This is a genomic window from Pseudomonas sp. Sample_14 (assembly GCF_004307515.1).
Classification (GTDB): Bacteria; Pseudomonadota; Gammaproteobacteria; order Pseudomonadales; family Pseudomonadaceae; genus Aquipseudomonas; species Aquipseudomonas atacamensis.
Genome location: NZ_RCOC01000092.1, coordinates 41,169 through 63,981, shown reverse-complemented (window position 1 = coordinate 63,981; position 22,813 = coordinate 41,169). Strand labels below are relative to the sequence as shown.

Genomic DNA, 22,813 nt, shown 5'->3' with positions numbered 1-22,813 from the left:
TATTCACTTGCCGCGAATCAGTTTGCGCAAGGCAAACCGGTTGGGATGGCACGCTTCGGCCACGCTGCGCGGCAAAGGCAGCGGCTCGTTGTCCAGCCACGCGGCGAGCAGTTCGCCGGACAGCGGCGCGGTGATCAGCCCGCGAGAACCGTGGCCGCTGTTGACGTACAGACCGTCGAGCCACGGGCAGGCGAGGTCCGGCACTTGTCGGGCGTCTTTGCTCAACGCAGCGTAGGTTTGATTGAAGGTTTGCAGATCAGCGAGCGGGCCGACAATCGGCAGGTAATCGGGGCTGGTGCAGCGATAGGCTGCGCGGCCCTCAAGGTTCTCAATTGGCTGCTCGCTGATGTTCAGACGGCTCAGCAGGTCGCTGGAAATCTCTTCGAGCATCGCCAGATTGCCTTGGTGCTCGGCAGTCGTGGGCGTCAGGTCGTCGCTGTTGAAGTCGAAACTCGCGCCCAGGGTGTGCTCGCCCAGACGCGCCGGGGCGACGTAGCCCTCAGCGCACACCACGGTGGTCAGCGCACGACTGTCTGCGGTTTCAGGCAGACGGGTGATCTGCCCGCGGATGCGCTTGAGCGGCAATTCGGCGCTCTGGGCAAAACGTTTGATTTCGGCAGCTCCGGCCAGGATCACCACCGGCGCACTGGCGAGCAAACGCTCGCCGTCGAACGCTTGCCACTGGTCAGCGACTTTGCGCAGTTCCAAAGCTTCGTGATGGCTGAGCAATTCAATGTTGGTGTGTGTCGCCTGGGCCTGACACAGCGCTGGCGGATGCACCCAGCCGCCTTCGGGGTAGAACAAACCGCCGTGGGCCACGCCGACACCGGCGCGAGCCTGCGCTTCGGGTTGTTCCAGCCACTGCAAGAGATCTTCAGGAAACGCCGCCGCCAGTTGCGCGTGGCGCTCGGCTTCCTTGGCATTGAACGCCAATTGCAGCACGCCGCAGTCATCCCAGTCGCTGCCGCGTTGCAGGCTTTCCAGCAGGCGCCGGGTGTAACCGAAGCCACTGACAATCAACTGCGACAATGCCGTGCCATGGGCGGACAGCTTGAGATAAAGCACGCCCTGCGGGTTGCCCGAGGCTTCTTGCGCGACGGCCGCGTGACGCTCCAGCACACTCACTTGCCAGCCGCGCGCCGCTAGGCTCGACGCTGTCGCGCAGCCAGCCAGGCCGGCGCCGATCACGATCGCCCGGCGCTCACCGCGCAACGGAGCAGGGCGGGCGAACCAGGGTTTAACCGGCATTGGCGCCGTCACCTCAGCGGGCCAGCCGAGAAATTCGCCACGCAGGATTTCCCACTTGTGGCCAATGCCCGGCGTGCGCTTCATCTTGAACCCGGCAGCGTTGAGCAGACGCCTTACCCAACCGGTGCTGGTGAAGGTGCTGATAGTCGAGCCCGGCGCAGCCAGGCGCGCCAGTTCGACGAACAGCTCAGCGGTCCACATGTCCGGGTTTTTCGCCGGAGCGAAACCGTCGAGAAACCACGCGTCGATCTGCGCATCGAGTTGCGGCAGTTGCTCCAGCGCATCGCCGATGAGCAAGGTCAGCGTCACTCGACCTTCGGCCAAAGTGATGCGTTGAAAGCCTTGATGAATCGCCACGTAGTGCTTGAGCAACTGATCGGCCAATGGCTTGAGTTCCGGCCACAGTGCCAAGGCCCGGCGCAGATCCGCAGGCGCCAGCGGGTACTTTTCCACGCTGACAAAATGCAAACGTGCGCCGGCCACCGCGTGCTGTTCGAACAACTGCCAGGCGCAGAGAAAATTCAGCCCGGTGCCGAAGCCGGTTTCGCCAATGACCAGCCGACCATCCGCCGGCAGCGCAGCAAAGCGCTCGGCCAGACGGTTCTGCTCAAGAAACACGTAACGGGTTTCCTCCAGCCCCGACTGATCGGAAAAATACACGTCATCAAACACCCGCGAACGTGGGCGTCCCTGGTCGTCCCAGTCGAGTTGGGCGTGGGGCATTTCGGCTTTCATGGCAGGCTCGGCAAACACAAGGCGGCCATTCTAGCCGATCGCGCCGGTACTACCTGATCCAGCACAAGACTCGCAGTGAAAAGAACCCTGTGGCGAGGGGATTTATCCCCGCTGGACTGCGAAGCAGTCCCAAAACCATCCACCCCGGTTTCCCGATCCAAACCGCACTTCCCGGATCTACGACTACTGCACAGCCAGTCAACGCTAAATCCCCTCACCACAAAGTTCTCATCCCGTCCTGAGTTCGTGGGAATTTCTGCCCTGCGCCCGTGCCCAATCCGCTAGTCTTGCTGAACCCTGGAAGGAGCCGTCCCATGTTTGAATCCGCTGAAATCGGTCACGCCATCGACAAAGACACTTATGAGGCGGCGGTCCCTGCGCTGCGTGAAGCCTTGCTGGAAGCGCAGTTCGAGTTGCAGCAGCAGAAACGCTTTCCGGTGATCATCCTGATCAACGGCATTGAAGGGGCGGGCAAGGGCGAGACGGTCAAGCTGCTCAACGAATGGATGGACCCGCGCCTGATCGAAGTGCGCACCTTCGACCAGCAAACCGATGAAGAACTGGCGCGGCCACCGGCCTGGCGCTACTGGCGCATGCTGCCGGCCAAGGGCCGGATGGGCGTGTTCTTCGGCAACTGGTACAGCCAGATGCTCCAGGGCCGGGTGCACGGACTGTTCAAGGATCCGCGTCTGGACCAGGCCATCGCCGGCGCCGAGCGTCTGGAAAAAATGCTCTGCGATGAAGGCGCGCTGATCTTCAAGTTCTGGTTTCACCTGTCCAAGAAGCAGATGAAAGCGCGGCTCAAATCGCTGGCCGACGACCCGCTGCACAGCTGGCGCATCAGCCCGTTGGACTGGCAGCAGTCGCAGACCTACGACAAGTTCGTCAAATACGGCGAGCGCGTGCTGCGCCGTACCAGTCGCGATTACGCGCCGTGGCATGTCATCGAAGGCGTCGATGCCAATTACCGCAGCCTGGCGGTGGGCAAGATTCTCCTCGAAGGCCTGCAAAGTGCGCTCAAGCGTGCCGACGTCAATCCCCACGAAGTCAGTGCCGCGCCGCTGGGCACGCCGGTCGATCAGTTGAACCTGCTCGACAGCCTCGACCTGACCCAGCGTCTGGACAAGAAAGACTATGAAGAACAACTGATCACCGAACAGGCGCGTCTGTCCGGGCTGATGCGCGACAAGCGCATGCGCCGCCATGCGCTGGTCGCGGTGTTCGAGGGTAACGACGCGGCGGGCAAGGGCGGGGCGATTCGCCGCGTGGCAGCCGCGCTCGATCCGCGTCAGTACAGCATCGTCCCGATCGCCGCGCCGACCGAAGAAGAGCGCGCGCAACCGTATCTGTGGCGGTTCTGGCGACACCTTCCGGCGCGGGGCAAATTCACCGTGTTCGACCGCTCGTGGTACGGGCGGGTGCTGGTCGAGCGGATCGAAGGCTTCTGCACCCCGGCCGACTGGCTGCGCGCCTACGGCGAAATCAATGACTTCGAAGAGCAACTGGCCGATGCCGGCGTCATCGTCGTCAAGTTCTGGCTGGCTATCGACAAGGACACGCAGATGGAGCGCTTTCAGGAGCGCGAAGAGATTTCCTTCAAGCGTTTCAAGATCACCGAGGACGACTGGCGCAATCGGGAAAAGTGGGACGACTATCGCCGGGCGGTCGGCGACATGGTTGATCGCACCAGCACCGAGATCGCGCCGTGGACGCTGGTCGAGGCCAACGACAAGCGCTGGGCGCGGGTGAAAGTGTTGCGCACCATCAACCGCGCGCTGGAAGACGCGTTCGAGAAATCCGACAAGAAGGCCAAGAAGCACAAGGACTGAGGCGATGGCCGCGCATACGCCGGGTGAATGATCCTCGCGGTCGGCAAGAAGGTGGACTTATGCTCAGCTCCACTCTCAACCGACAACAACAATGAGGTATGCCATGCGTGAAGTGGTGATCGTCGACAGCGTGCGGACCGGCCTGGCCAAATCCTTTCGCGGCAAGTTCAACCAGACCCGCCCCGATGACATGGCGGCCCACTGCGTCAATGCGCTGCTGACCCGCAACGATATCGACCCGGCCAGCGTCGAGGACTGCATCGTCGGCGCCGGCTCCAACGAGGGCGCGCAGGGCTACAACATCGGCCGCAACGTCGCGGTACTGTCGTGCCTGGGCACCGGCACCGCCGGCATGACCCTCAACCGTTTCTGTTCCTCGGGTTTGCAGGCCATTGCGATTGCCGCCAACCAGATCGCCTCCGGTTGCAGCGACATCATCGTTGCCGGCGGCGTCGAGTCGATCAGCCTGACCCTGAAAAGCGTCAACACCGATCACCTGATCAACCCATTGCTCAAGCAACAGACTCCCGGCATCTACTACACCATGGGCCAGACCGCCGAAGTGGTGGCGCGCCGTTACGGCGTCAGCCGCGAGGCCCAGGATCGCTATGCGCTGCAAAGCCAGATGCGTACGGCCCAGGCCCAGGCTGCGGGTTTGTTCGATGATGAAATCGTGCCGATGGCGGTGAAATATCGCGTCGAGGACAAGAACAGCGGCGAAGTGCAGATTGTCGACGGCGTCGTCGAGCGCGACGACTGCAACCGCCCGGACACCACCTACGAAAGCCTTGCCGGTTTGAAACCGGTGTTCGCCGACGACGGTTCGGTGACGGCGGGCAATTCCTCGCAGCTGTCCGATGGTGCCTCGATGACGCTGGTGATGAGCCTGGATAAAGCCTTGGAGCTGGGGCTCAAGCCGAAAGCGTTTTTCCGTGGCTTTACCGTCGCCGGTTGCGAGCCGGACGAAATGGGCATCGGCCCGGTGTTCTCGGTGCCGAAACTGCTCAAGGCCAAGGGCCTGCAAGTGGCGGATATCGATCTGTGGGAGTTGAACGAGGCGTTCGCTTCGCAGTGCCTGTACAGCCGCGACCGGCTGGAGATCGACAACGACAAGTACAACGTCAATGGCGGCTCGATTTCCATCGGCCACCCGTTCGGCATGACCGGCTCGCGTCAGGTCGGGCATTTGATCCGGGAATTGCAGCGGCGCAATTTGCGCTACGGCATCGTCACCATGTGCGTGGGTGGCGGGATGGGGGCGAGTGGGTTGTTTGAGGCGGTGCGCTAAAGGATTGGTTGCCTGTTCAGGCCCCTTCGCGAGCAGGCTCGCTCCCACAGGTTCAGGGTGTACATAATTTCAATGTTCACCAAAATCCTGTGGGAGCGAGCCTGCTCGCGAAGGCAGCGCCACGGCTCAGCGGCTGGAACCCTGCCGCTGCATCCGCGCTATATAAGCCTGAATCTCCCGCTCGATCACCTGACTGTCATACGGCCCTTCGAGGGTATTTTCCCGGGTGCTGAAATACAGCTCGCCATTGACCCGACACACGCGGTCGCTGCGAAAACGGGTGGCGGGGGCGCTGTCCTCGGCGCGCATGGCGTACATGTCGGTCTCCCTGATCAATGCGTTGAAAAGTCTGCAATCAGCTTATGCCTGAAGCACTTGGCGCGCCTGCCCGGCCGATCAACGGCGGCGCGCCGGTTTACTGCTGCGACCTGCACAGTTTCATTCGCGGCCTGCCGGTAACTGTCCCTGTGTTGTGCGCAGCCGGACGCCTAGAATGAGTGTTCTTGTCAGCAGGCTTTTGGGGTTCGCATGCACATTTCATCAGGGCGCTGGGTGTACGGACTGTTCCTGGCGCTGCTGACCGCGTTTCTGTGGGGCATCCTACCGATCAAGCTCAAACAGGTATTGCAGGTGATGGACCCGGTCACGGTGACCTGGTTTCGCCTGATGGTGTCCGGTGGCTGCCTGTTCATCTATCTGGCGTCGGTCAAGCGCCTGCCAAGGCGCAAGGTGCTCGGGCCCAAGGGTGGTTGGCTGGTGCTGATGGCGGTACTGGGGCTGGTCGGCAATTACGTGCTGTACCTGATGGGCCTCAACCTGCTCAGCCCCGGCACCGCGCAATTGGTGGTGCAAATGGGGCCGATCATGCTGCTGATCGCCAGCCTGTTCGTGTTCAAGGAGCGCTTCAGCATCGGCCAGGGCATCGGCCTGCTGGTGTTGCTGGTCGGCTTTGGTCTGTTCTTCAATCAGCGCCTGGCCGAGCTGCTGACCTCGCTGTCTGATTACACAGCCGGCGTGCTCTTGGTGCTGCTGGCGTCGACGGTCTGGACCTTCTATGCGCTGGGCCAGAAGCAATTGCTCACGGTGTGGAATTCGTTGCAGGTGATGATGGTGATCTATCTGTTCTGCGGGCTATTGCTGACGCCGTGGGTGCATCCGCTGGAAGCGCTCAACCTGAGCCCGTTGCAGGGCTGGCTGCTATTGGCGTGCTGCATGAACACCTTGATCGCCTACGGCGCATTCGCCGAAGCACTGGCGCACTGGGAAGCATCGCGGGTCAGCGCAACATTGGCAATCACGCCGCTGGTGACGTTTGTGGCGGTGGCGATTGCGGCGCGGATCTGGCCGGACTATGTGCATGCCGAGCAGATCAATGCGCTGGGCTATGGCGGGGCGGTGCTGGTGGTGCTGGGTTCGGCGCTGGTGGCGTTGGGGCCGTCGTTGATTGCCGGCCTCAAGGCGCGGCGGGCCAGGGTTGTGCCTGGCTGAAGATCGGCGGCGCCTGAATTCGCGAGCAGGCTCGCTCCCACTTTGCAATGCAATTTTCCTGTGGGAGCGAGCCTGCTCGCGAAGACGGATTTTCAGGCGCTAAATGACTCAGCCCTTGGCCCCAGCCTCGATCATGTTCTCCGGCCGCACCCAGGCATCGAACTCTTCATCCGTCAGATAACCCAGCTGCAACGCCGCCTCACGCAAAGTCAGCCCTTCGCTGTACGCCTTCTTGGCGATCTCCGCCGACTTGTCATAACCGATGTGCGGGTTCAGCGCGGTCACCAGCATCAATCCACGTTCCAGATGCTTGGCCATGACCTCGGCATCCGGTTCGAGGCCGGCGATGCAGTGCTGCTGGAAGTTGCTGCAGCCATCACCAAGCAGACGGATCGATTGCAGCAGGTTGTGGATGATCACCGGTTTGAACACGTTCAGCTGCAAGTGCCCCTGACTGGCGGCAAAACCGATCGCCACGTCATTGCCGAGCACTTGGCAGGCGAGCATCGACAGCGCTTCGCACTGGGTCGGGTTGACCTTGCCGGGCATGATCGAGCTGCCCGGTTCGTTGGCCGGCAGCTTCACTTCAGCGAAACCTGCGCGAGGACCTGAGCCCAGCAGACGCAGGTCGTTGGCGATCTTCATCAAGGCCACGGCGAGGGTTTTCAGTGCACCCGACAGCGTTACCAACGGTTCATGACCGGCCAGCGCGGCGAACTTGTTCGGCGCGGTGACGAACGGCAAACCGGACAGTGCTGCGAGTTCGGCGGCAATCGCCTCACCGAAACCGTGTGGCGAATTCAAACCGGTACCAACGGCGGTGCCGCCCTGAGCCAGTTCGCAAACCGCCGGCAGCGCGGCACGAATCGCGCGCTCGGCGTAATCCAGTTGCGCGATGAAGCCGGACAGTTCCTGACCGAAGGTGATCGGCGTCGCGTCCATCATGTGCGTGCGCCCGGTCTTCACCAGTTTCATGTGCCGCGCCGCCAGTTCGGCAAGGCCGCCGGACAGCTCGGCAATCGCCGGCAGCAGTTGTTCCTGCACCGCTTTGGCGGTGGCGATGCTCATGGCAGTGGGGAAGCAGTCGTTGGAACTTTGCGAGCGGTTGACGTGATCGTTCGGGTGCACCGGCGACTTGCCGCCGCGCGGGTTGCCGGCCAGTTCGTTGGCGCGACCGGCGATCACTTCGTTGACGTTCATGTTGCTCTGGGTACCGCTGCCGGTCTGCCAGACCACCAGCGGGAACTGCTCGTCATGCTCGCCGGCGAGCACTTCATCGGCGGCCTGTTCGATCAGGCGGGCGATGTCGGCAGGCAGGTCACCGTTGCGGTCGTTGACCCGTGCGGCGGCTTTCTTGATCAGGGCCAGGGCGTGCAGCACCGGTAGCGGCATGCGTTCCTGACCGATGGCGAAGTTGATCAGCGAGCGTTGCGTCTGAGCACCCCAGTAAGCGTCGTCCGGGACCTCGATCTGGCCCAGGCTGTCGGTTTCGATACGGCTCATCGTGCACACTCCTGTTGGTCTGTTGGCGCAATTTAGGCCGGCGTCGGCCCGGGTGGTTCCATCGGCTCGATTGTTGACCGCAAAACCCCGCCAATCAAGCGCGGCAAGGGCCGGGGGTTGAGCCACAGCGATTGTTAGGCGCAGAATGGTCGCCCTTGGGGTTCGACCTCGCTTTGCTTAAAGGAAACTCGATGACTCGTCTTCGCGCCATCTGTACCGCGGTTGCACTGGTTTGCGCCAGCGGCCAGGTGCTTGCCGATACCGCCAGCCACAACGCCAGTGCCGAAGCTTTCCTGACGCTGGCTCACGCTGACAAGCTGGGTACCCCGGTGTACATGCAAGTGCAGCAAATGTTCGCCCAGCGCTTTGAACAGACCAAAGCCCCTGAGTCGAAGAAAGCCGTGCTCGAAACCTACCAGGCCAAGGCCAACGCCGCGCTGGACCAGGCCATCGGCTGGAACAAGCTCAAGCCCGACATGGTCAAGCTCTACACCAGCAACTTCAGCGAATCCGAGCTCAAAGATCTGGTTGCCTTCTACCAGTCGCCACTGGGCAAGAAAGTCCTGGAAAAAATGCCGCAGCTGACCCAGCAATCGGCGCAGATGACCCAGGGCAAACTGGAAAGCGCGGTGCCAGTGGTCAACAAGCTGCTCGACGACATGACCAAAGAGCTGACCCCGGCCGCGGCGCCAGCCAAGAAGAAGTAAGCGGAGTTCGTGATGACCATGCAACAACGCATCGAATCGACGCTGGCCCTGTTACAGCCTGAGCACCTGCAAGTGCTGGACGAAAGCCACATGCACAGTCGCGGGTTACAGACCCACTACAAAGCGGTGGTGGTCAGCGCGCAGTTCGAAGGCCTGAACCGGGTCAAGCGCCACCAGAAAGTCTACGGCACGCTCGGCGAGCTGATGGGCGAGTTCCATGCGTTGGCGCTGCACACCTACACCCCGCAGGAATGGGCAGAGATCGACGGCGCCCCGGCTTCGCCGACCTGTGCCGGCGGTAGCAAGCACTGATTTTGGATGTGGCGGGATTTTTGTGGTGAGGGGATTTATCCCCGTTCGGCTGCGCAGCAGTCGTAAACCCTGTAACCACGGTCCTGGCAGAAGGAACGGGGCTGAATGGGTTTAGGGTTGCTTCGCCACCCAACGGGGATAAATCCCCTCGCCACAGGTTTTGTGTTGTCACAGAAGACTGAGCAAATCCAAAACACATCATGTTTTTGCTAGAATCCGCAACGCGCCGCTTAGCCGGCGCGTTTTTTTTGAATCCGGTTCACCCTTTGCGAGGGTAGCCACCTGGAGAAATACCCATGACACAACCGATTGTCGTGGCGGCACTGTACAAGTTCGTCACCCTCGAAGATTACGTTGACCTGCGCGAGCCTCTGCTGCAAGCGATGGTCGACAACGGCATCAAAGGCACTCTGCTGATCGCCGAAGAAGGCATCAACGGCACGGTTTCCGGCAGCCGCGAAGGCATCGACGGTCTGCTCGCCTGGCTCAAGAACGATCCGCGCATGGTCGACATCGACCACAAGGAATCGTATTGCGACGAGCAGCCGTTCTATCGCACCAAGGTCAAGCTGAAGAAAGAGATCGTCACCCTCGGCGTTGAAGGCGTTGACCCGAACAAGAAGGTCGGCACCTACGTCGAACCGCAGGACTGGAACGCGCTGATCAGCGACCCGCAAGTGCTGCTGATCGACACGCGCAACGATTACGAAGTGTCGATCGGCACCTTCGAAGGCGCCATCGATCCGAAAACCACCAGTTTTCGCGAGTTTCCCGACTACATCAAAGAACACTTCGACCCGGCCGTGCACAAGAAGGTCGCGATGTTCTGCACCGGCGGCATTCGCTGCGAGAAAGCCTCGAGCTATATGCTCGGCGAAGGTTTCGAAGAGGTTTACCACCTCAAGGGCGGCATCCTGAAGTACCTCGAAGAGGTGCCGCAGGAAGAAACCAAGTGGCGCGGCGACTGCTTCGTCTTCGACAACCGCGTCACCGTGCGTCACGACCTGACGGAAGGCGACTACGATCAATGTCATGCCTGCCGCACGCCGGTCAGCGTTGAAGATCGCGCCTCCGAACACTACGTCGCCGGCATCAGTTGCCCGCACTGCTGGGACAAGCTCAGCGAGAAAACCCGGCGCAGCGCCATCGATCGGCAAAAGCAGATTGAACTGGCCAAGGCGCGCAACCAGCCGCACCCGATCGGCTACAACTATAAGCAAGCATCCACCGAGGCTTAACCATGTCTGCGCGCCTGCTCTACGTGATGGATCCGATGTGTTCATGGTGCTGGGGTTTTGCTCCGGTGGCCAAGGCACTGGTCGAGCAGGCGCAGGCAGCCGGGGTCGAGCTGCATCTGGTGGTTGGCGGTCTGCGCACCGGCAGCGGCTCGGCGCTGGAGCCGACCACGCGGCGCTACATTCTTGAGCACTGGCAAGCGGTCACCGAGGCCACCGGCCAGCCGTTCAAGTTCGATGGCGCGTTGCCCGACGGTTTTGTCTACGACACCGAGCCTGCCTGTCGCGCCATTGTCACCGCGCGCAGTCTGGCGCCGGATTGCGCGTGGACACTGGTCGGGATGATCCAGCAGGCGTTCTACGCCGAAGGTCGCGATGTCACTCAGGCCAGCGTGCTGGTCGAACTGGCGGAGCAGGCCGGTGTGCCGCGGATCGAATTCGCCGCGTTGTTCGATCATGCCGATCAGCACAAGGCGACCCAGGCCGATTTCACCTGGGTACAGGATCTGGGCATCGCCGGTTTTCCGACCCTGCTGGCCGAGCGCAACGGGCAACTGGCGCTGCTGACCAACGGCTATCAACCGCTCAGCGAGCTGTCGCCGTTGCTCGGCCGCTGGCTGGAGCGCGCGGCCTGTGTCTGACCGTGCCGATGACACGCCAGCCGTAGAGCGTGTCGACCGGCTGAGCTGGGCTGAAGTCCGGCGTCTGGCACTGCATCACAAGAAATCCCTGTGGATCGCCAACGGCGTGGCCGTGCTGGCGACGCTGTGCAGCGTGCCGATTCCCTTGCTGCTGCCATTGCTGGTCGACGAAGTCCTGCTCGGCCACGGCGATGCCGCGCTGAAAGTCATGAACCATTTTCTGCCGAGCATGTGGCAGCAGGCGGCGGGTTATATCGGCCTGATGCTGGTGGTGACCCTGACCTTGCGTTGCAGCGCCCTGTGTTTTGGCGTGTTGCAGTCGCGGCTGTTCGCGCGCCTGGCCAAGGACATCGTCTACCGCATTCGCGTGCGCCTGATCGAGCGGCTCAAGCGCATTTCCCTCGGCGAATACGAAAGCCTCGGCAGCGGCACGGTGACCACGCACCTGGTCACCGATCTGGATACCCTCGACAAATTCGTCGGCGAAACCCTCAGCCGCTTCCTCGTCGCGATGCTGACCCTGGTCGGCACCGCCAGCATTCTGATGTGGATGCACTGGAAGCTGGCGCTGCTGATCCTGCTGTTCAACCCGTTGGTGATCTACGCCACGGTGCAGCTGGGCAAACGCGTCAAGCACCTGAAAAAACTCGAGAACGACAGCACCTCGCGCTTCACTCAGGCGCTGAGCGAAACTCTCGATGCGATTCAGGAAGTGCGCGCGGGCAATCGTCAGGGCTATTTCCTCGGGCGCCTCGGTTTGCGCGCGCAGGAGGTGCGCAACTACGCAGTCAACTCGCAGTGGAAAACCGACGCCTCGAACCGCGCCAGTGGTTTGTTGTTCCAGTTCGGCATCGACATCTTCCGCGCGGCGGCGATGCTCACCGTGCTGTTTTCCGACCTGTCGATCGGGCAGATGCTCGCGGTGTTCAGTTACCTGTGGTTCATGATCGGCCCGGTCGAACAGCTGCTCAATCTGCAATACGCCTACTACGCAGCGGGCGGTGCGCTGACTCGGATCAATGAACTGCTGGCGCGTGCCGACGAGCCGCAGTATCCCGGCGGCGTCGATCCGTTCAAGGGGCGCGACACCGTCGGCATCGAGGTGCAAGGCCTGAGCTTCGGTTACGGCGACGAGCTGGTGCTGGATCAGATGAACCTGTCGATCCTGCCCGGCGAAAAAGTCGCGATCGTCGGCGCCAGCGGCGGCGGCAAAAGCACCTTGGTGCAATTGCTGTTGGGCCTGTACAGGCCAGCGGCCGGGACCATTCGCTTCGGTGGGTCGACTCAGCAGGAAATCGGTCTGGAGACGGTGCGCGAGAACGTCGCGGTGGTGCTGCAGCATCCGGCGCTGTTCAACGACAGCGTGCGCGCCAACCTGACCATGGGCCGCATGCGCAGCGACGAAGCCTGCTGGCAGGCGCTGGAAATCGCGCAGATGGCCGCGACCATCCGCGCGCTGCCCGCTGGTCTCGACAGCATCGTCGGGCGTTCCGGCGTGCGTTTGTCCGGCGGCCAGCGCCAGCGTCTGGCGATCGCGCGGATGATTCTCGCCGAGCCGAAAGTGGTGATTCTCGACGAAGCCACCTCGGCCCTCGATGCCGCCACCGAGTACAACCTGCACCAGGCGATGGCGAAATTTCTCCATGGCCGCACCACGCTAATCATTGCCCATCGCCTGTCGGCGGTGAAACAGGCGGACCGCGTGCTGGTGTTCGACGGCGGGCAGATCGCCGAGGACGGCGACCATCGCCAACTGATCGCCGACGGCGGTCTGTACGCCAAGCTCTACGGCAACTTGCAACAGCACTGATCGAAACCCTTGCCGACCTGTCAGAGGTTCTGCGCGCGGTGTAACGCCGCGCCTTGCCTTGAACGAGAACCCCACCTAGTCTCGTCATAGCGAATTCGCCCGGAAGGCGAGCGGGCAGTGCTCATGCAAGGACTCTCATGAAGCAAAAGCAGACTCTGGGAACACCACGGTTGTTGGGTATCGTCTGGCCCTTTATTGCTGTCGTGGTGTTCCAGGCATTACTGGGGGGCGTGAGCCTTTACGTGCTTTCGGCCGTGCGTGGCTACGTCGCTGGCGAAAGCCTGTGGTCCAAGGGCCAGAAAGACGCCATCTATTATCTCAACCTCTACGCCGACAGCCGTGACGAGGCGATCTATCGCAAATACCTGACGGCGATCGCCGTGCCGCAGGGCGGGCACCAATTGCGCCTGGCGCTGGATCGTCAGCCGCCGGATCTGCAAGCGGCGCGCCAAGGCATTCTCAAGGGTGGCAATCATCCAGACGATGTCTCCAGCGTCATCTGGCTGTACCTCAATTTCCGCCACTACAGTTATCTGGAAACCGCGATCGATCGCTGGACGATTGGCGATGCCTATCTCGACCGACTGCACGAAGTCGCGCAGGAGATGCACCAAGGCATTGCGCAGAACCAGGCCAGTCCCGGCGATGTGCAGCGCTGGAAGTTACAGATCTTCGCCATCAACGATGCAGTCACCCCAGCGGCCAGGGCTTTCAGCGATGCCTTGGGCGAAGGCTCGCGGGTGATCATGCGCCTGCTGCTGTTCACCAACCTGGCCACCGCGCTGGGTCTGATCGCGCTGGCGCTGTGGCGCACGCACAAACTGCTCAAGCAGCGCCATGAGTTTGCCCAGGCGCTGCAACTGGAAAAGGATCGCGCGCATATCACGCTGCAGTCGATTGGTGATGGCGTGATCACCACCGACGTCAACGGCGCGATCGATTACATGAACCCCGCCGCCGAGGCCATGACGCACTGGAAGGCCGAGCAGGCGGCAGGGCTGCCGTTGTCGGCGCTGTTCAACCTTCTCGACGATAACGCCCAGACCGAAGGGCTCACGTTGATCGAGCACATTCTCAGCGGCCAGCTCAGCGGCGGCAGCGAACATTCCAAGCTGATCCAGCGTCTGGACGGCAGCACCCTGTCGGTGACCCTGGTCGGCGCGCCGATCCGCAATGCCGGGAATGTCAGCGGCACGGTGCTGGTGCTGCACGACATGACCCAGGAGCGGCAATACATCGCCAATCTGTCCTGGCAGGCGACCCACGATGCGCTGACCGGGCTGGCCAACCGCCGCGAATTCGAATATCGCCTCGAGCAGGCCTTGCACAAACTGACGCGCCAGCCCGGGCGGCATGCACTGATGTTCCTCGATCTGGACCAGTTCAAACTGGTCAACGACACCTGTGGTCATGCGGCGGGCGATGAGTTGCTGCGGCACATCTGCACGCTGCTGCAATCAGACTTGCGCGAGGGCGATACCCTGGCGCGACTGGGCGGCGACGAATTCGGGATTTTGCTGGAGAACTGCCCGCCGGACATCGCCGAGAAGATTGCCGAAAGCCTGCGCCAGACCGTGCAGAACCTGCATTTTGTCTGGAAGGGGCGGCCCTTCCTGACCACCGTCAGTATCGGCCTGGTGCATGTCGCGCAGAATCCGACCACCCTTGAAGCCTCCCTGCGTGCGGCGGACATGGCTTGCTACATGGCCAAGGAAAAGGGCCGCAACCGCGTGCAGGTCTATCATGCGGACGACTCCGAACTGTCCATGCGCTTCGGTGAAATGGCTTGGGTGCAGCGCCTGCACATGGCGCTGGAAGAAAACCGCTTTTGCCTTTACGCCCAACAGATCGCGCCGCTCAAGCCGCAACCCGGCCAGGCGGGGCACGTCGAAATACTCCTGCGTTTGCATGATGAATCCGGGCGGATGATTTTGCCTGACAGCTTTATTCCGGCAGCGGAGCGATATGGTTTGATGACCCAGTTAGATCGCTGGGTAGTTGAAAATGTTTTCAAGGTTATTGCCCAGTGTATTGAACAGGAACATGAACTTCCTTTGGCAATGTGTGCGATTAATCTGTCAGGCATTACTATAGGAGATGACGCGTTTTTGCACTTCCTGCGGGAACAGTTTGTTAACTACGCTATACCGCCTGAAATGATTTGTTTTGAAATTACTGAAACCAGTGCAATCGCAAATCTTGGCAGTGCAATTCGTTTTATCAATGAACTCAAAGGCTTAGGTTGTCACTTTTCTCTGGATGACTTTTGTGCCGGAATGTCTTCATTCGCTTACTTGAAACATTTGCCTGTAGACTTCCTGAAGATCGACGGGAGTTTCGTTAAGGATATGCTGGACGACCCGATTAATCGGGCAATGGTCGAAGTGATCAATCACATCGGCCATGTTATGGGTAAGCAGACAATTGCCGAGTTTGTTGAAACTAACCAGATCGAACAGGCATTGCTTGAAATAGGTGTGGATTACGCTCAGGGGTATGTCATCGAGCGCCCGCAGTTATTTACCTGTGACAGTTTGCAAAGTCGCCCTGCCAGACCGCAGCCGTTGTTGTTCAAAGCGCCTGGCACGTTCCGTTGAAGTCTCTCGCCGATCCTTGCCATCACAACTCAAAAGGAGCCGAACAGTGATCGACACATTCAACCGAACCGGACCCCTCATGGAAGCTGCAAGTTATCCTGCCTGGGCGCAACAGCTCATCAAGGATTGCAGCGAGAGCAAGCGCCGGGTTGTCGAACATGAACTTTATCAGCGCATGCGCGACAACAGACTCAGCGCGAAAACCATGCGCCAGTACCTCATCGGCGGCTGGCCGGTGGTCGAGCAGTTTGCCTTGTACATGGCGCAGAACCTCACCAAGACCCGCTTTGCCCGCCATTCCGGCGAAGACATGGCGCGGCGCTGGCTGATGCGCAACATCCGCGTCGAACTCAACCATGCCGACTACTGGATGCACTGGAGCCGCGCCCATGGCGTCAGTCTCGAAGACCTCCAGGCCCAGCAAGTGCCGCCGGAGCTGCATGCTCTGAGTCATTGGTGCTGGCACACCAGCTCGGCAGATTCGCTGATCGTGGCGATTGCCGCGACCAACTATGCGATCGAGGGCGCGACCGGGGAGTGGTCAGCGGTGGTCTGCTCGACCGGGGTCTACGCGGCAGCGTTCCCGGAAGAGGACCGCAAGCGCGCGATGAAGTGGTTGAAGATGCATGCCCAGTACGACGACGCTCATCCGTGGGAAGCGCTGGAAATCATCTGCACCCTGGCCGGCATGAACCCGAGCAAGGCGTTGCAGGCCGAGCTACGGCAGGCGATCTGCAAGAGTTATGACTACATGTACCTGTTTCTGGAGCGGTGCATGCAGCTGGAGACTTCGGAGCGCTTGCTGGTCAACCGCGAGCGCCGGACCGTAACCGAAAGCTGATTGAACTGTGGGAGCGAGCCTGCTCGCGAAAGCGGTGGGTCATGCAACGAATCGTTGTCTGACCCTCCCTCTTCGCGAGCAGGCTCGCTCCCACAATGATTTTCAGCCAGCCATCGCCAGCCGGTTCCGCCCCTCGCGCTTTGCGACATATAACGCGCTGTCGGCGCGGCGCAATAAGCTGTCTGCCGACTCGCCCGGCAACAACGTCGAGCATCCCAGGCTCACGGTGATCTCGATCAACTGGCCATCGGCAAAATATTCCTCTGACTGCGTCGCCTGGCGCAAACGCTCGCCGACCATCGCCGCCGCTTCGCGACCGGTGTTGGACAGCAGGATCAGAAACTCTTCGCCGCCATAACGGAACACCATGTCGACGTTGCGCAGTTGCGCCTTGATCGACGCGGCAATGGCTCTGAGCACTTCATCGCCGGCACCATGCCCGTGGTCATCGTTGACCCGTTTGAAGTGGTCGATGTCGAGCATCAGCACCGACAGCGGTTGCGCATGACGGCGCGACATGTCGATCTCGCGCTGCAAGGTCTGCTCCATGGCCACCCGATTGCCGGCACCGGTCAACGGGTCGCGCAAGGCACTTTGCGTCGCGGCGCGATAGAGCAGGGCGTTGCGCATCGGGTACAGCAGGCACGACAGCAGCGACTCGAGGTCGCCCTGTTCCTTGTCGTTGAAGCGTTGATTACGGCGGAAGACCAGCTCGCCCATGTGCTCGCCTTCGTGGCTCAGGGTGTAGCTGACCGAATGGTGACCGCGTGCACCGAACTCCAGGCGCAGGTCACTGGCCTGATGCACATAGCTCAGGGCGTCCAGCGGCACCAGGCGTTGGATTTCGCGAAAGAACAGGCCAAGGATGCGCTGTGGCTCCAGGCTGGTTTGCAGTTGCAGGCTCATTTGCTGACGCAGTTGCGCCAGGCTGGTCGGGCGCTCGATCAGCGCCGGTAGTTGACCGAAGCCCAGGCGCTGCAATTTGGCACTGTCAAAGTCAATTGCATGGGTCTGGGAAGGAGATTTCATATGGCGTGAGCCCCTAAGCAGTAAGTCTGTCTTACAGGCTGGGTGAGAGCGGCTATGGGCTGCGCGTCGTACTGATCCATCAGTCCCGTAGGACGTTTGGCGTAAGTTTAGTCTGCCGCAAGACGATCAGTCAGCTATCGAAATCGGCGTTGCCCCATGGCCATCACACGGCATGTTTTGAGGGAATTTAGAGCGAAACCCGTGCCATTCGGTTCGATTTAATTTAAAGCTTTTCGAATCAACGACTTGCTGACTGATGCCGGGCCGCCGCGCTGGGTTATTGGCGGCTTTGTGACGGTTATGAGCGGCAATGGCTTGCCGCGACAGCATTCTGCCGCGGCAACAAATGCGACGTATGGCGTTATTGGGCGTTGAAAGCCTGGCCATTGACGCCCGCGCTGTCCGGGCCCATCAGGTATAGATACACCGGCATGATCTCTTCCGGTGTCGGGTTGTTCAGCGGATTTTCCCCCGGATAAGCCTGCGCGCGCATGCTGGTGCGCGTACCGCCCGGGTTGATGCTATTGGAGCGTACCGGCGCAACGCCTTCGACTTCATCGGCCAGGGTTTGCATCAGGCCTTCGGTGGCAAATTTCGACACACCGTAAGCGCCCCAGTACGCGCGACCCTTGCGCCCGACGCTGCTCGAGGTGAACACCACCGAGGCGTCCTTCGAGAGCTTGAGCAGCGGCAGCAGGGTGCTGGTCAGCATGAACATCGCGTTGACGTTGACCTGCATGACCCGCATGAAGTTTTCGCCGGAGAGTTGTTCGATCGGCGTGCGCGGGCCGATGATCGAAGCGTTGTGCAGCAGGCCGTCGAGATGGCCGAACTCGGTTTCGATCATCGCGGCCAGCTCATCATATTGATGGGGCAGGGCGGTCTCGAGGTTGAACGGGATCACCGCCGGTTGCGGGTGGCCCGCTGCTTCGATTTCGTCGTAGACCTCGGTCAGATTGGCTTCGGTCTTGCCCAGCAGCAGCACGGTGGCACCGTGGGCGGCATAGGTTTTCGCCGCAGCCGCGCCGATGCCACGGCCGGCACCGGTGACCAGAATGACCCGATCCTTGAGCAATTCAGGGCGAGCGGTGTAATCAAACATAAAAACCTCACAATCCATTTCATGAAGATCTGCTTCACCCCTGTGGCGAGGGGATTTATCCCCGTTCGGCGGCGAAGCCGTCGCAAAACCTGTGTGTCACATTGCCTGGATGAAAGCGGGGGCCGCTTCGCAGCCCAGCGGGGATAAATCCCCTCGCCACACAGGGAGCTTGCAACAGTCAGGTCAGCAGCTGCACAGCGCGCTGTCGAGCACCTTGCGCAACTCCAGCGGGTGATCCACTACCACGTCCGCGCCCCAGTGCCGTGGATTGTCGTCCGGGTGGATGTAGCCGTAGGTCACCGCAGCGGTTTTGGTGCCGGCATCGCGGCCCGATTCGATATCGCGCAGATCATCGCCGATAAACAGCACGGTCGACGGATCCAGATCAAGCATCTTGCAGGCGAGGATCAGCGGCTCCGGATCCGGCTTGCTGTTCTTCACATGATCCGGGCAGATCAGCAGCGCCGAACGCTCGGCCAGCCCCAGACGCTGCATGATCGGCTCGGCGAAGCGCACCGGTTTGTTGGTGACCACGCCCCAGATCAGGTTGGCCTTTTCGATATCGGCGAGCAGTTCGCCCATGCCGTCGAACAGTTTGCTGTGCACCGCGCAGCCGACCAGATAGCGCTCGAGAAACTCCTGGCGCAGCTCTTCGAAGCCGGGCGATTCCGGATCCATCGAGAACGTCACCGCGACCATGGCCTTGGCGCCGCCGGAAATCTCGTCGCGGATGTGCTTGTCGTTGATCGGCGGCAGACCGCGATCGGCGCGCATCGCCTGGCAGATGGCGATGAAGTCCGGCGCGGTGTCGAGCAGGGTGCCGTCCATGTCGAAAAGTACCGCTCTGATGGCCATCGGCTTATTCCTCGCGCAGGGTCTGGATCATGTAGTTGACGTCAACGTCGTTGGCCAGCTTGTAGTGCTTGGTCAGCGGGTTGTAGGTCAGGCCGATGATGTCCTTGACGGTCAGGCCAGCCATGCGGCTCCACGCGCCGAGCTCGGACGGGCGGATGAATTTCTTGAAGTCGTGGGTGCCGCGCGGTAGCAGCTTCATGATGTATTCGGCGCCGATGATCGCGAACAGATACGCCTTCGGGTTGCGGTTGATGGTCGAGAAGAATACCTGGCCGCCCGGCTTGACCATGCGGAAGCAGGCACGGATTACCGAGGATGGATCCGGCACGTGCTCGAGCATTTCCAGGCAGGTGACCACGTCGAACTGCTCGGGCATTTCGTCGGCGAGGGCTTCGGCGGTGATCTGCCGGTATTCGACGCTGACCCCGGATTCCAGCTGATGCAGTTGTGCGACCGCCAGCGGCGCTTCGCCCATGTCGATGCCCATCACGGTGGCGCCACGCTGGGCCATGGCTTCGCTGAGGATGCCGCCGCCGCAGCCGACGTCGAGGACTTTCTTGCCGGCCAGATTGACTCGCTCGTCGATCCAGTTGACCCGCAGCGGGTTGATGTCGTGCAGCGGTTTGAATTCGCTTTCACGGTCCCACCAGCGATGGGCCAGGGCCTCGAATTTGGCGATTTCGGCGTGGTCGACGTTGCTCATGTTCAATTCCTCGAAAAACCTGAAAAGGGCTGTAGCCGCGGATATAGCGCCGCGGTGTTTACGATTCGGTGTGGCCGCTGATGCGCTGGCCCCAGTGGCGGGCGGTCGCGCCCAGCTGTTGTTCGTCCATGCGGGTCAGGCGCCGGTCGTCGAGCAGTTGCTTGCCGGCGACCCACAGGTGTTTCACGCAATCACGCCCGGTGGCATAAATCAGCTGCGACACCGGGTCATACACCGGTTGCTGCGCCAGGCCGGACAGGTCGAAAGCGACGATGTCCGCGGCTTTGCCAATCTCCAGCGAGCCGACCTGCGCCTCGATCCCCAGTGCACGCGCACCATTGAGGGTGGCCATGCGCAAGGCGCGATGGGCGTCCAGCGCAGTGGCAGAGCCGGCGACGGCTTTGGCCAGCAGGGCGGCGGTGCGGGTTTCGCCGAGCAGGTCGAGATCATTGTTGCTCGCCGCGCCATCGGTGCCGACGGCAACGTTCACCCCAGCCTGCCACAAACGTTCGACCGGGCAGAAGCCGCTGGCCAGTTTCAGATTGGATTCCGGGCAGTGGATCACGCTGCTGTTGCTTTCTACCAGCAGCGCGAGGTCGTCATCGCTGATCTGGGTCATGTGCACCGCCTGGAAGCGCGGGCCGAGCAGGCCAAGGCGACCCAGGCGCGCCAGTGGCCGTTCGCCGGTCTGCTCGACGGCCTGCTGCACTTCGAATGCGGTTTCATGCACATGCATGTGGATAGAGGCGTCCAACTCCTCGGCGATGACCCTGATTTTTTCCAGGTTCTCATCACCGACGGTGTAGGGTGCATGCGGGCCGAAAGTAATCTTGATGCGTTCGTGATGCTTGAGATCGCCGAACAATTCGACGCCCTGACGAATGGCTTCGTCGGCACTGCTGGCGCCGGGGATCGGGAAATCGAGGATCGGAATGGCGATCTGCGCGCGGATACCGCTGTTGTGTACGCGCTCGCTGGCGACTTTCGGGAAAAAGTACATGTCAGAGAAGCAGGTGATGCCGCCCTTGATCTGCTCGGCGATGGCCAGATCGGTGCCGTCGCGGACGAAGTCCTCATCGACCCATTTGCCTTCGGCCGGCCAGATATGATTTTCCAGCCAGGTCATCAGCGGCAGATCGTCGGCCAGGCCACGGAACAGCGTCATCGCCGCGTGGCCGTGGGCATTGATTAGTCCCGGCGCCAACAGAACATCCGGCAGTTCACGGATTTCTGTCGCGTTACACTTCAACGCTTCGGCGCGCGGGCCGATAAACACGATGCAACCGTCACGGATGCCCAGGCCGTGCTCCTTGAGCACCACGCCTGCAGGTTCGACAGGGACCAGCCAGGTCGGCAGCAATAACAGGTCGAGCGCAATGGCAGGTTTCGGCATCGAGGGTCGGTTCCAGTGCTTTTGTAAAGGATGGCGAAGTATACCCGAGCGTCTTCGCGGGGGGATCGCTATAATCGGCGGCTTTTGTTCATGAGTGCGGGGTGTGGGATGCGCGATCGACTGTTGGCTGCGGAGAAAGTAAAGGCCATCGATTGGCGTGATGGCGCGCTGCACCTGCTGGATCAGCGTATTTTGCCGTTCGAGGAAACCTGGATCGCCTACACCAGCGCCGCCGGCGTGGCCGAGGCGATTCGCTCGATGGTCGTGCGTGGTGCACCGGCCATCGGCATCAGTGCGGCTTATGGCATCGTCCTCGCGGCGCGGGCGCGGATTGCCGAAGGCGGCGACTGGTACGCGGCGTTGGAAGAGGATTTTGCCCTGCTGGCCGATTCGCGGCCGACCGCGGTCAATCTGTTCTGGGCGCTGGGGCGCATGCACGATCGCCTGGATCGGCTGAAAAGCAACGCCGATCCGCTGGCGGCGCTGGAAGCCGAAGCTATCGCCATTCATGAAAGCGACCGCGAGGCCAACCTGACCATGGCGCAGCTTGGTGTCGATCTGATTCGCAAGCATCAGGGCAACGCTCAGGCCATCCTGACCCATTGCAATACCGGCGCGCTGGCCACCGGCGGGTTCGGTACTGCGCTGGGGGTGATCCGCGCTGCTTATATAGAAGGCATGGTCGAGCGCGTTTACGCCGACGAAACCCGGCCATGGTTGCAGGGCTCACGGCTGACCGCGTGGGAGCTGGCCAACGAAGGCATCCCGGTGACCCTGAATGCCGACTCCGCCGCCGCGCACATCATGAAAACCAAAGGCGTGACCTGGGTGATCGTCGGCGCTGACCGCATCACCGCCAATGGCGACGTGGCGAACAAGATCGGCACCTATCAACTGGCGGTAAATGCCATGCACCACGGCGTGCGCTTCATGGTGGTGGCGCCGAGTTCGACCATCGACATGAATCTGGCCAGCGGCGATGACATTCCGATCGAAGAACGTGATGGCGCCGAACTGCTGGAAGTCGGCGGTAAACGCGTCGGTGCCGATGTTGAAGCGTTCAACCCGGTGTTTGATGTCACCCCGGCGGATCTGATCGATGCGATCGTCACCGAGAAAGGCATCGTCGAACGCCCGGACACCGCGAAAATGGTCCAGTTGATGTGCCGCAAGCGCCTGCATTGAAGGTCTTTAGCGTGTGAGCGGGCCCCATCTCTGGCAAGCCAGCTCCCACAGGTTTTGTGCCCGGCATTGAACCTGTGGGAGCTGGCTTGCCAGCGATGAGGGCCTGAATGTCAATAAACAACTGTAAATCTGCCCCAGATTTCACATTCAAAGAAGCTCAGAGCTTCTGTCGTCCCCCTCAAGCCTGTCATCGGTCAACTAACTATGCTCCATGCGCATCTGGGGGATAGGTGCGTGGCGGCCTTTGTGATAACATCCGGCGTTTTCCGAGGCGGCTCCACGGAGCTGTCTTTACTGCGCAAATCCGCGATC

At 61.3% G+C, this 22,813-nt stretch carries 19 protein-coding genes; 11 read left to right on the top strand and 8 right to left on the bottom strand.

Features of this window, described 5'->3' with window-relative positions; translation table 11 throughout:
* Positions 1-3 precede the first annotated feature (3 nt).
* Positions 4-1,983 (bottom strand): bifunctional tRNA (5-methylaminomethyl-2-thiouridine)(34)-methyltransferase MnmD/FAD-dependent 5-carboxymethylaminomethyl-2-thiouridine(34) oxidoreductase MnmC, encoded by a 1,980-nt coding sequence (gene mnmC, locus D8U61_RS21870; RefSeq protein WP_130927662.1) that lies wholly within the window; start codon positions 1,981-1,983, stop codon positions 4-6.
* A gap of 314 nt (positions 1,984-2,297) precedes the next feature.
* Between mnmC and pap the strand changes: the two genes are divergently transcribed.
* Both pap and D8U61_RS21860 read left to right on the top strand, forming a co-directional pair.
* A complete protein-coding gene (gene pap / locus D8U61_RS21865) occupies positions 2,298-3,812 on the top strand; it encodes a polyphosphate:AMP phosphotransferase (RefSeq protein WP_016770941.1) in 1,515 nt (504 codons plus the stop codon).
* Positions 3,813-3,915: 103 nt separating this feature from the next.
* Positions 3,916-5,100, top strand: coding sequence for a thiolase family protein (locus D8U61_RS21860; RefSeq protein ID WP_130927661.1), 1,185 nt, complete (start codon positions 3,916-3,918; stop codon positions 5,098-5,100).
* Positions 5,101-5,226: 126 nt separating this feature from the next.
* Here D8U61_RS21860 and D8U61_RS21855 read toward each other — a convergent pair whose 3' ends face one another.
* Complete coding sequence (locus D8U61_RS21855) at positions 5,227-5,418, bottom strand: DUF6316 family protein (protein ID WP_122603652.1); 192 nt, start codon at positions 5,416-5,418, stop codon at positions 5,227-5,229.
* A 210-nt stretch (positions 5,419-5,628) separates the two neighbouring features.
* On the opposite strand from D8U61_RS21855, the gene D8U61_RS21850 reads away from it, so the two are divergent.
* Positions 5,629-6,588 (top strand): DMT family transporter, encoded by a 960-nt coding sequence (locus tag D8U61_RS21850; protein ID WP_130888473.1) that lies wholly within the window; start codon positions 5,629-5,631, stop codon positions 6,586-6,588.
* Positions 6,589-6,696: 108 nt separating this feature from the next.
* On the opposite strand, the gene D8U61_RS21845 is transcribed toward D8U61_RS21850, so the two are convergent.
* Positions 6,697-8,091 (bottom strand): class II fumarate hydratase, encoded by a 1,395-nt coding sequence (locus tag D8U61_RS21845; RefSeq protein ID WP_016770937.1) that lies wholly within the window; start codon positions 8,089-8,091, stop codon positions 6,697-6,699.
* Positions 8,092-8,282: 191 nt separating this feature from the next.
* Here D8U61_RS21845 and D8U61_RS21840 point away from each other — a divergent pair, with 191 nt between their 5' ends.
* The 7 genes from D8U61_RS21840 to D8U61_RS21810 all read left to right on the top strand — a co-directional run bounded on the left by D8U61_RS21840 (position 8,283) and on the right by D8U61_RS21810 (position 16,234).
* The gene (locus D8U61_RS21840; protein WP_016770936.1) at positions 8,283-8,798 is read left to right on the top strand and encodes a DUF2059 domain-containing protein; all 516 of its coding nucleotides are present in this window, start codon (positions 8,283-8,285) and stop codon (positions 8,796-8,798) included.
* 12 nt (positions 8,799-8,810) lie between these two features.
* Entirely contained in the window at positions 8,811-9,110 is a 300-nt protein-coding gene (locus D8U61_RS21835) for a BolA family protein (protein ID WP_101156381.1), read from the top strand.
* Positions 9,111-9,406: 296 nt separating this feature from the next.
* On the top strand, positions 9,407-10,348 hold the full coding sequence (locus D8U61_RS21830; RefSeq protein ID WP_122603650.1) for a rhodanese-related sulfurtransferase: 942 nt from the start codon (positions 9,407-9,409) through the stop codon (positions 10,346-10,348).
* 35 nt (positions 10,349-10,383) lie between these two features.
* Positions 10,384-10,986 (top strand): DsbA family protein, encoded by a 603-nt coding sequence (locus D8U61_RS21825; RefSeq protein ID WP_177433361.1) that lies wholly within the window; start codon positions 10,384-10,386, stop codon positions 10,984-10,986.
* Positions 10,979-12,796: an ABC transporter ATP-binding protein gene (locus D8U61_RS21820; RefSeq protein ID WP_130927660.1), complete on the top strand. Its 1,818-nt coding sequence runs from the start codon at positions 10,979-10,981 to the stop codon at positions 12,794-12,796. The genes D8U61_RS21825 and D8U61_RS21820 overlap by 8 nt, the downstream gene beginning before the upstream one ends.
* 137 nt (positions 12,797-12,933) lie before the next feature.
* Entirely contained in the window at positions 12,934-15,393 is a 2,460-nt protein-coding gene (locus D8U61_RS21815) for an EAL domain-containing protein (protein WP_130927659.1), read from the top strand.
* 46 nt (positions 15,394-15,439) lie between these two features.
* Entirely contained in the window at positions 15,440-16,234 is a 795-nt protein-coding gene (locus D8U61_RS21810) for an iron-containing redox enzyme family protein (protein WP_130927658.1), read from the top strand.
* A 102-nt stretch (positions 16,235-16,336) separates the two neighbouring features.
* Here D8U61_RS21810 and D8U61_RS21805 read toward each other — a convergent pair whose 3' ends face one another.
* From D8U61_RS21805 to D8U61_RS21785, 5 genes are all read right to left on the bottom strand, one after another.
* Complete coding sequence (locus D8U61_RS21805; RefSeq protein WP_024013877.1) at positions 16,337-17,263, bottom strand: GGDEF domain-containing protein; 927 nt, start codon at positions 17,261-17,263, stop codon at positions 16,337-16,339.
* 361 nt (positions 17,264-17,624) lie between these two features.
* The gene (locus tag D8U61_RS21800; protein WP_130927657.1) at positions 17,625-18,365 is read right to left on the bottom strand and encodes a YciK family oxidoreductase; all 741 of its coding nucleotides are present in this window, start codon (positions 18,363-18,365) and stop codon (positions 17,625-17,627) included.
* Between the two features lie 183 nt (positions 18,366-18,548).
* The gene (mupP, locus tag D8U61_RS21795; protein WP_073472346.1) at positions 18,549-19,220 is read right to left on the bottom strand and encodes an N-acetylmuramic acid 6-phosphate phosphatase MupP; all 672 of its coding nucleotides are present in this window, start codon (positions 19,218-19,220) and stop codon (positions 18,549-18,551) included.
* A 4-nt stretch (positions 19,221-19,224) separates the two neighbouring features.
* Entirely contained in the window at positions 19,225-19,923 is a 699-nt protein-coding gene (gene ubiG / locus D8U61_RS21790; protein ID WP_024013875.1) for a bifunctional 2-polyprenyl-6-hydroxyphenol methylase/3-demethylubiquinol 3-O-methyltransferase UbiG, read from the bottom strand.
* A gap of 58 nt (positions 19,924-19,981) precedes the next feature.
* A complete protein-coding gene (locus tag D8U61_RS21785; RefSeq protein WP_071173171.1) occupies positions 19,982-21,316 on the bottom strand; it encodes a TRZ/ATZ family hydrolase in 1,335 nt (444 codons plus the stop codon).
* Positions 21,317-21,424: 108 nt separating this feature from the next.
* Between D8U61_RS21785 and mtnA the strand changes: the two genes are divergently transcribed.
* The gene (gene mtnA, locus D8U61_RS21780) at positions 21,425-22,501 is read left to right on the top strand and encodes an S-methyl-5-thioribose-1-phosphate isomerase (RefSeq protein ID WP_130927656.1); all 1,077 of its coding nucleotides are present in this window, start codon (positions 21,425-21,427) and stop codon (positions 22,499-22,501) included.
* Positions 22,502-22,813: the final 312 nt, after the last annotated feature.

Bases quoted from the DNA above. Each gene is read 5' to 3' on its own strand.
- mnmC (WP_130927662.1), bottom strand. From the start codon at position 1,983: ATGAAAGCCGAAATGCCCCACGCCCAACTCGACTGGGACGACCAGGGA.
- pap (WP_016770941.1), top strand. From the start codon at position 2,298: ATGTTTGAATCCGCTGAAATCGGTCACGCCATCGACAAAGACACTTAT.
- D8U61_RS21860 (WP_130927661.1), top strand. From the start codon at position 3,916: ATGCGTGAAGTGGTGATCGTCGACAGCGTGCGGACCGGCCTGGCCAAA.
- D8U61_RS21855 (WP_122603652.1), bottom strand. From the start codon at position 5,418: ATGTACGCCATGCGCGCCGAGGACAGCGCCCCCGCCACCCGTTTTCGC.
- D8U61_RS21850 (WP_130888473.1), top strand. From the start codon at position 5,629: ATGCACATTTCATCAGGGCGCTGGGTGTACGGACTGTTCCTGGCGCTG.
- D8U61_RS21845 (WP_016770937.1), bottom strand. From the start codon at position 8,091: ATGAGCCGTATCGAAACCGACAGCCTGGGCCAGATCGAGGTCCCGGAC.
- D8U61_RS21840 (WP_016770936.1), top strand. From the start codon at position 8,283: ATGACTCGTCTTCGCGCCATCTGTACCGCGGTTGCACTGGTTTGCGCC.
- D8U61_RS21835 (WP_101156381.1), top strand. From the start codon at position 8,811: ATGACCATGCAACAACGCATCGAATCGACGCTGGCCCTGTTACAGCCT.
- D8U61_RS21830 (WP_122603650.1), top strand. From the start codon at position 9,407: ATGACACAACCGATTGTCGTGGCGGCACTGTACAAGTTCGTCACCCTC.
- D8U61_RS21825 (WP_177433361.1), top strand. From the start codon at position 10,384: ATGTGTTCATGGTGCTGGGGTTTTGCTCCGGTGGCCAAGGCACTGGTC.
- D8U61_RS21815 (WP_130927659.1), top strand. From the start codon at position 12,934: ATGAAGCAAAAGCAGACTCTGGGAACACCACGGTTGTTGGGTATCGTC.
- D8U61_RS21805 (WP_024013877.1), bottom strand. From the start codon at position 17,263: ATGAAATCTCCTTCCCAGACCCATGCAATTGACTTTGACAGTGCCAAA.
- D8U61_RS21800 (WP_130927657.1), bottom strand. From the start codon at position 18,365: ATGTTTGATTACACCGCTCGCCCTGAATTGCTCAAGGATCGGGTCATT.
- mupP (WP_073472346.1), bottom strand. From the start codon at position 19,220: ATGGCCATCAGAGCGGTACTTTTCGACATGGACGGCACCCTGCTCGAC.
- ubiG (WP_024013875.1), bottom strand. From the start codon at position 19,923: ATGAGCAACGTCGACCACGCCGAAATCGCCAAATTCGAGGCCCTGGCC.
- D8U61_RS21785 (WP_071173171.1), bottom strand. From the start codon at position 21,316: ATGCCGAAACCTGCCATTGCGCTCGACCTGTTATTGCTGCCGACCTGG.
- mtnA (WP_130927656.1), top strand. From the start codon at position 21,425: ATGCGCGATCGACTGTTGGCTGCGGAGAAAGTAAAGGCCATCGATTGG.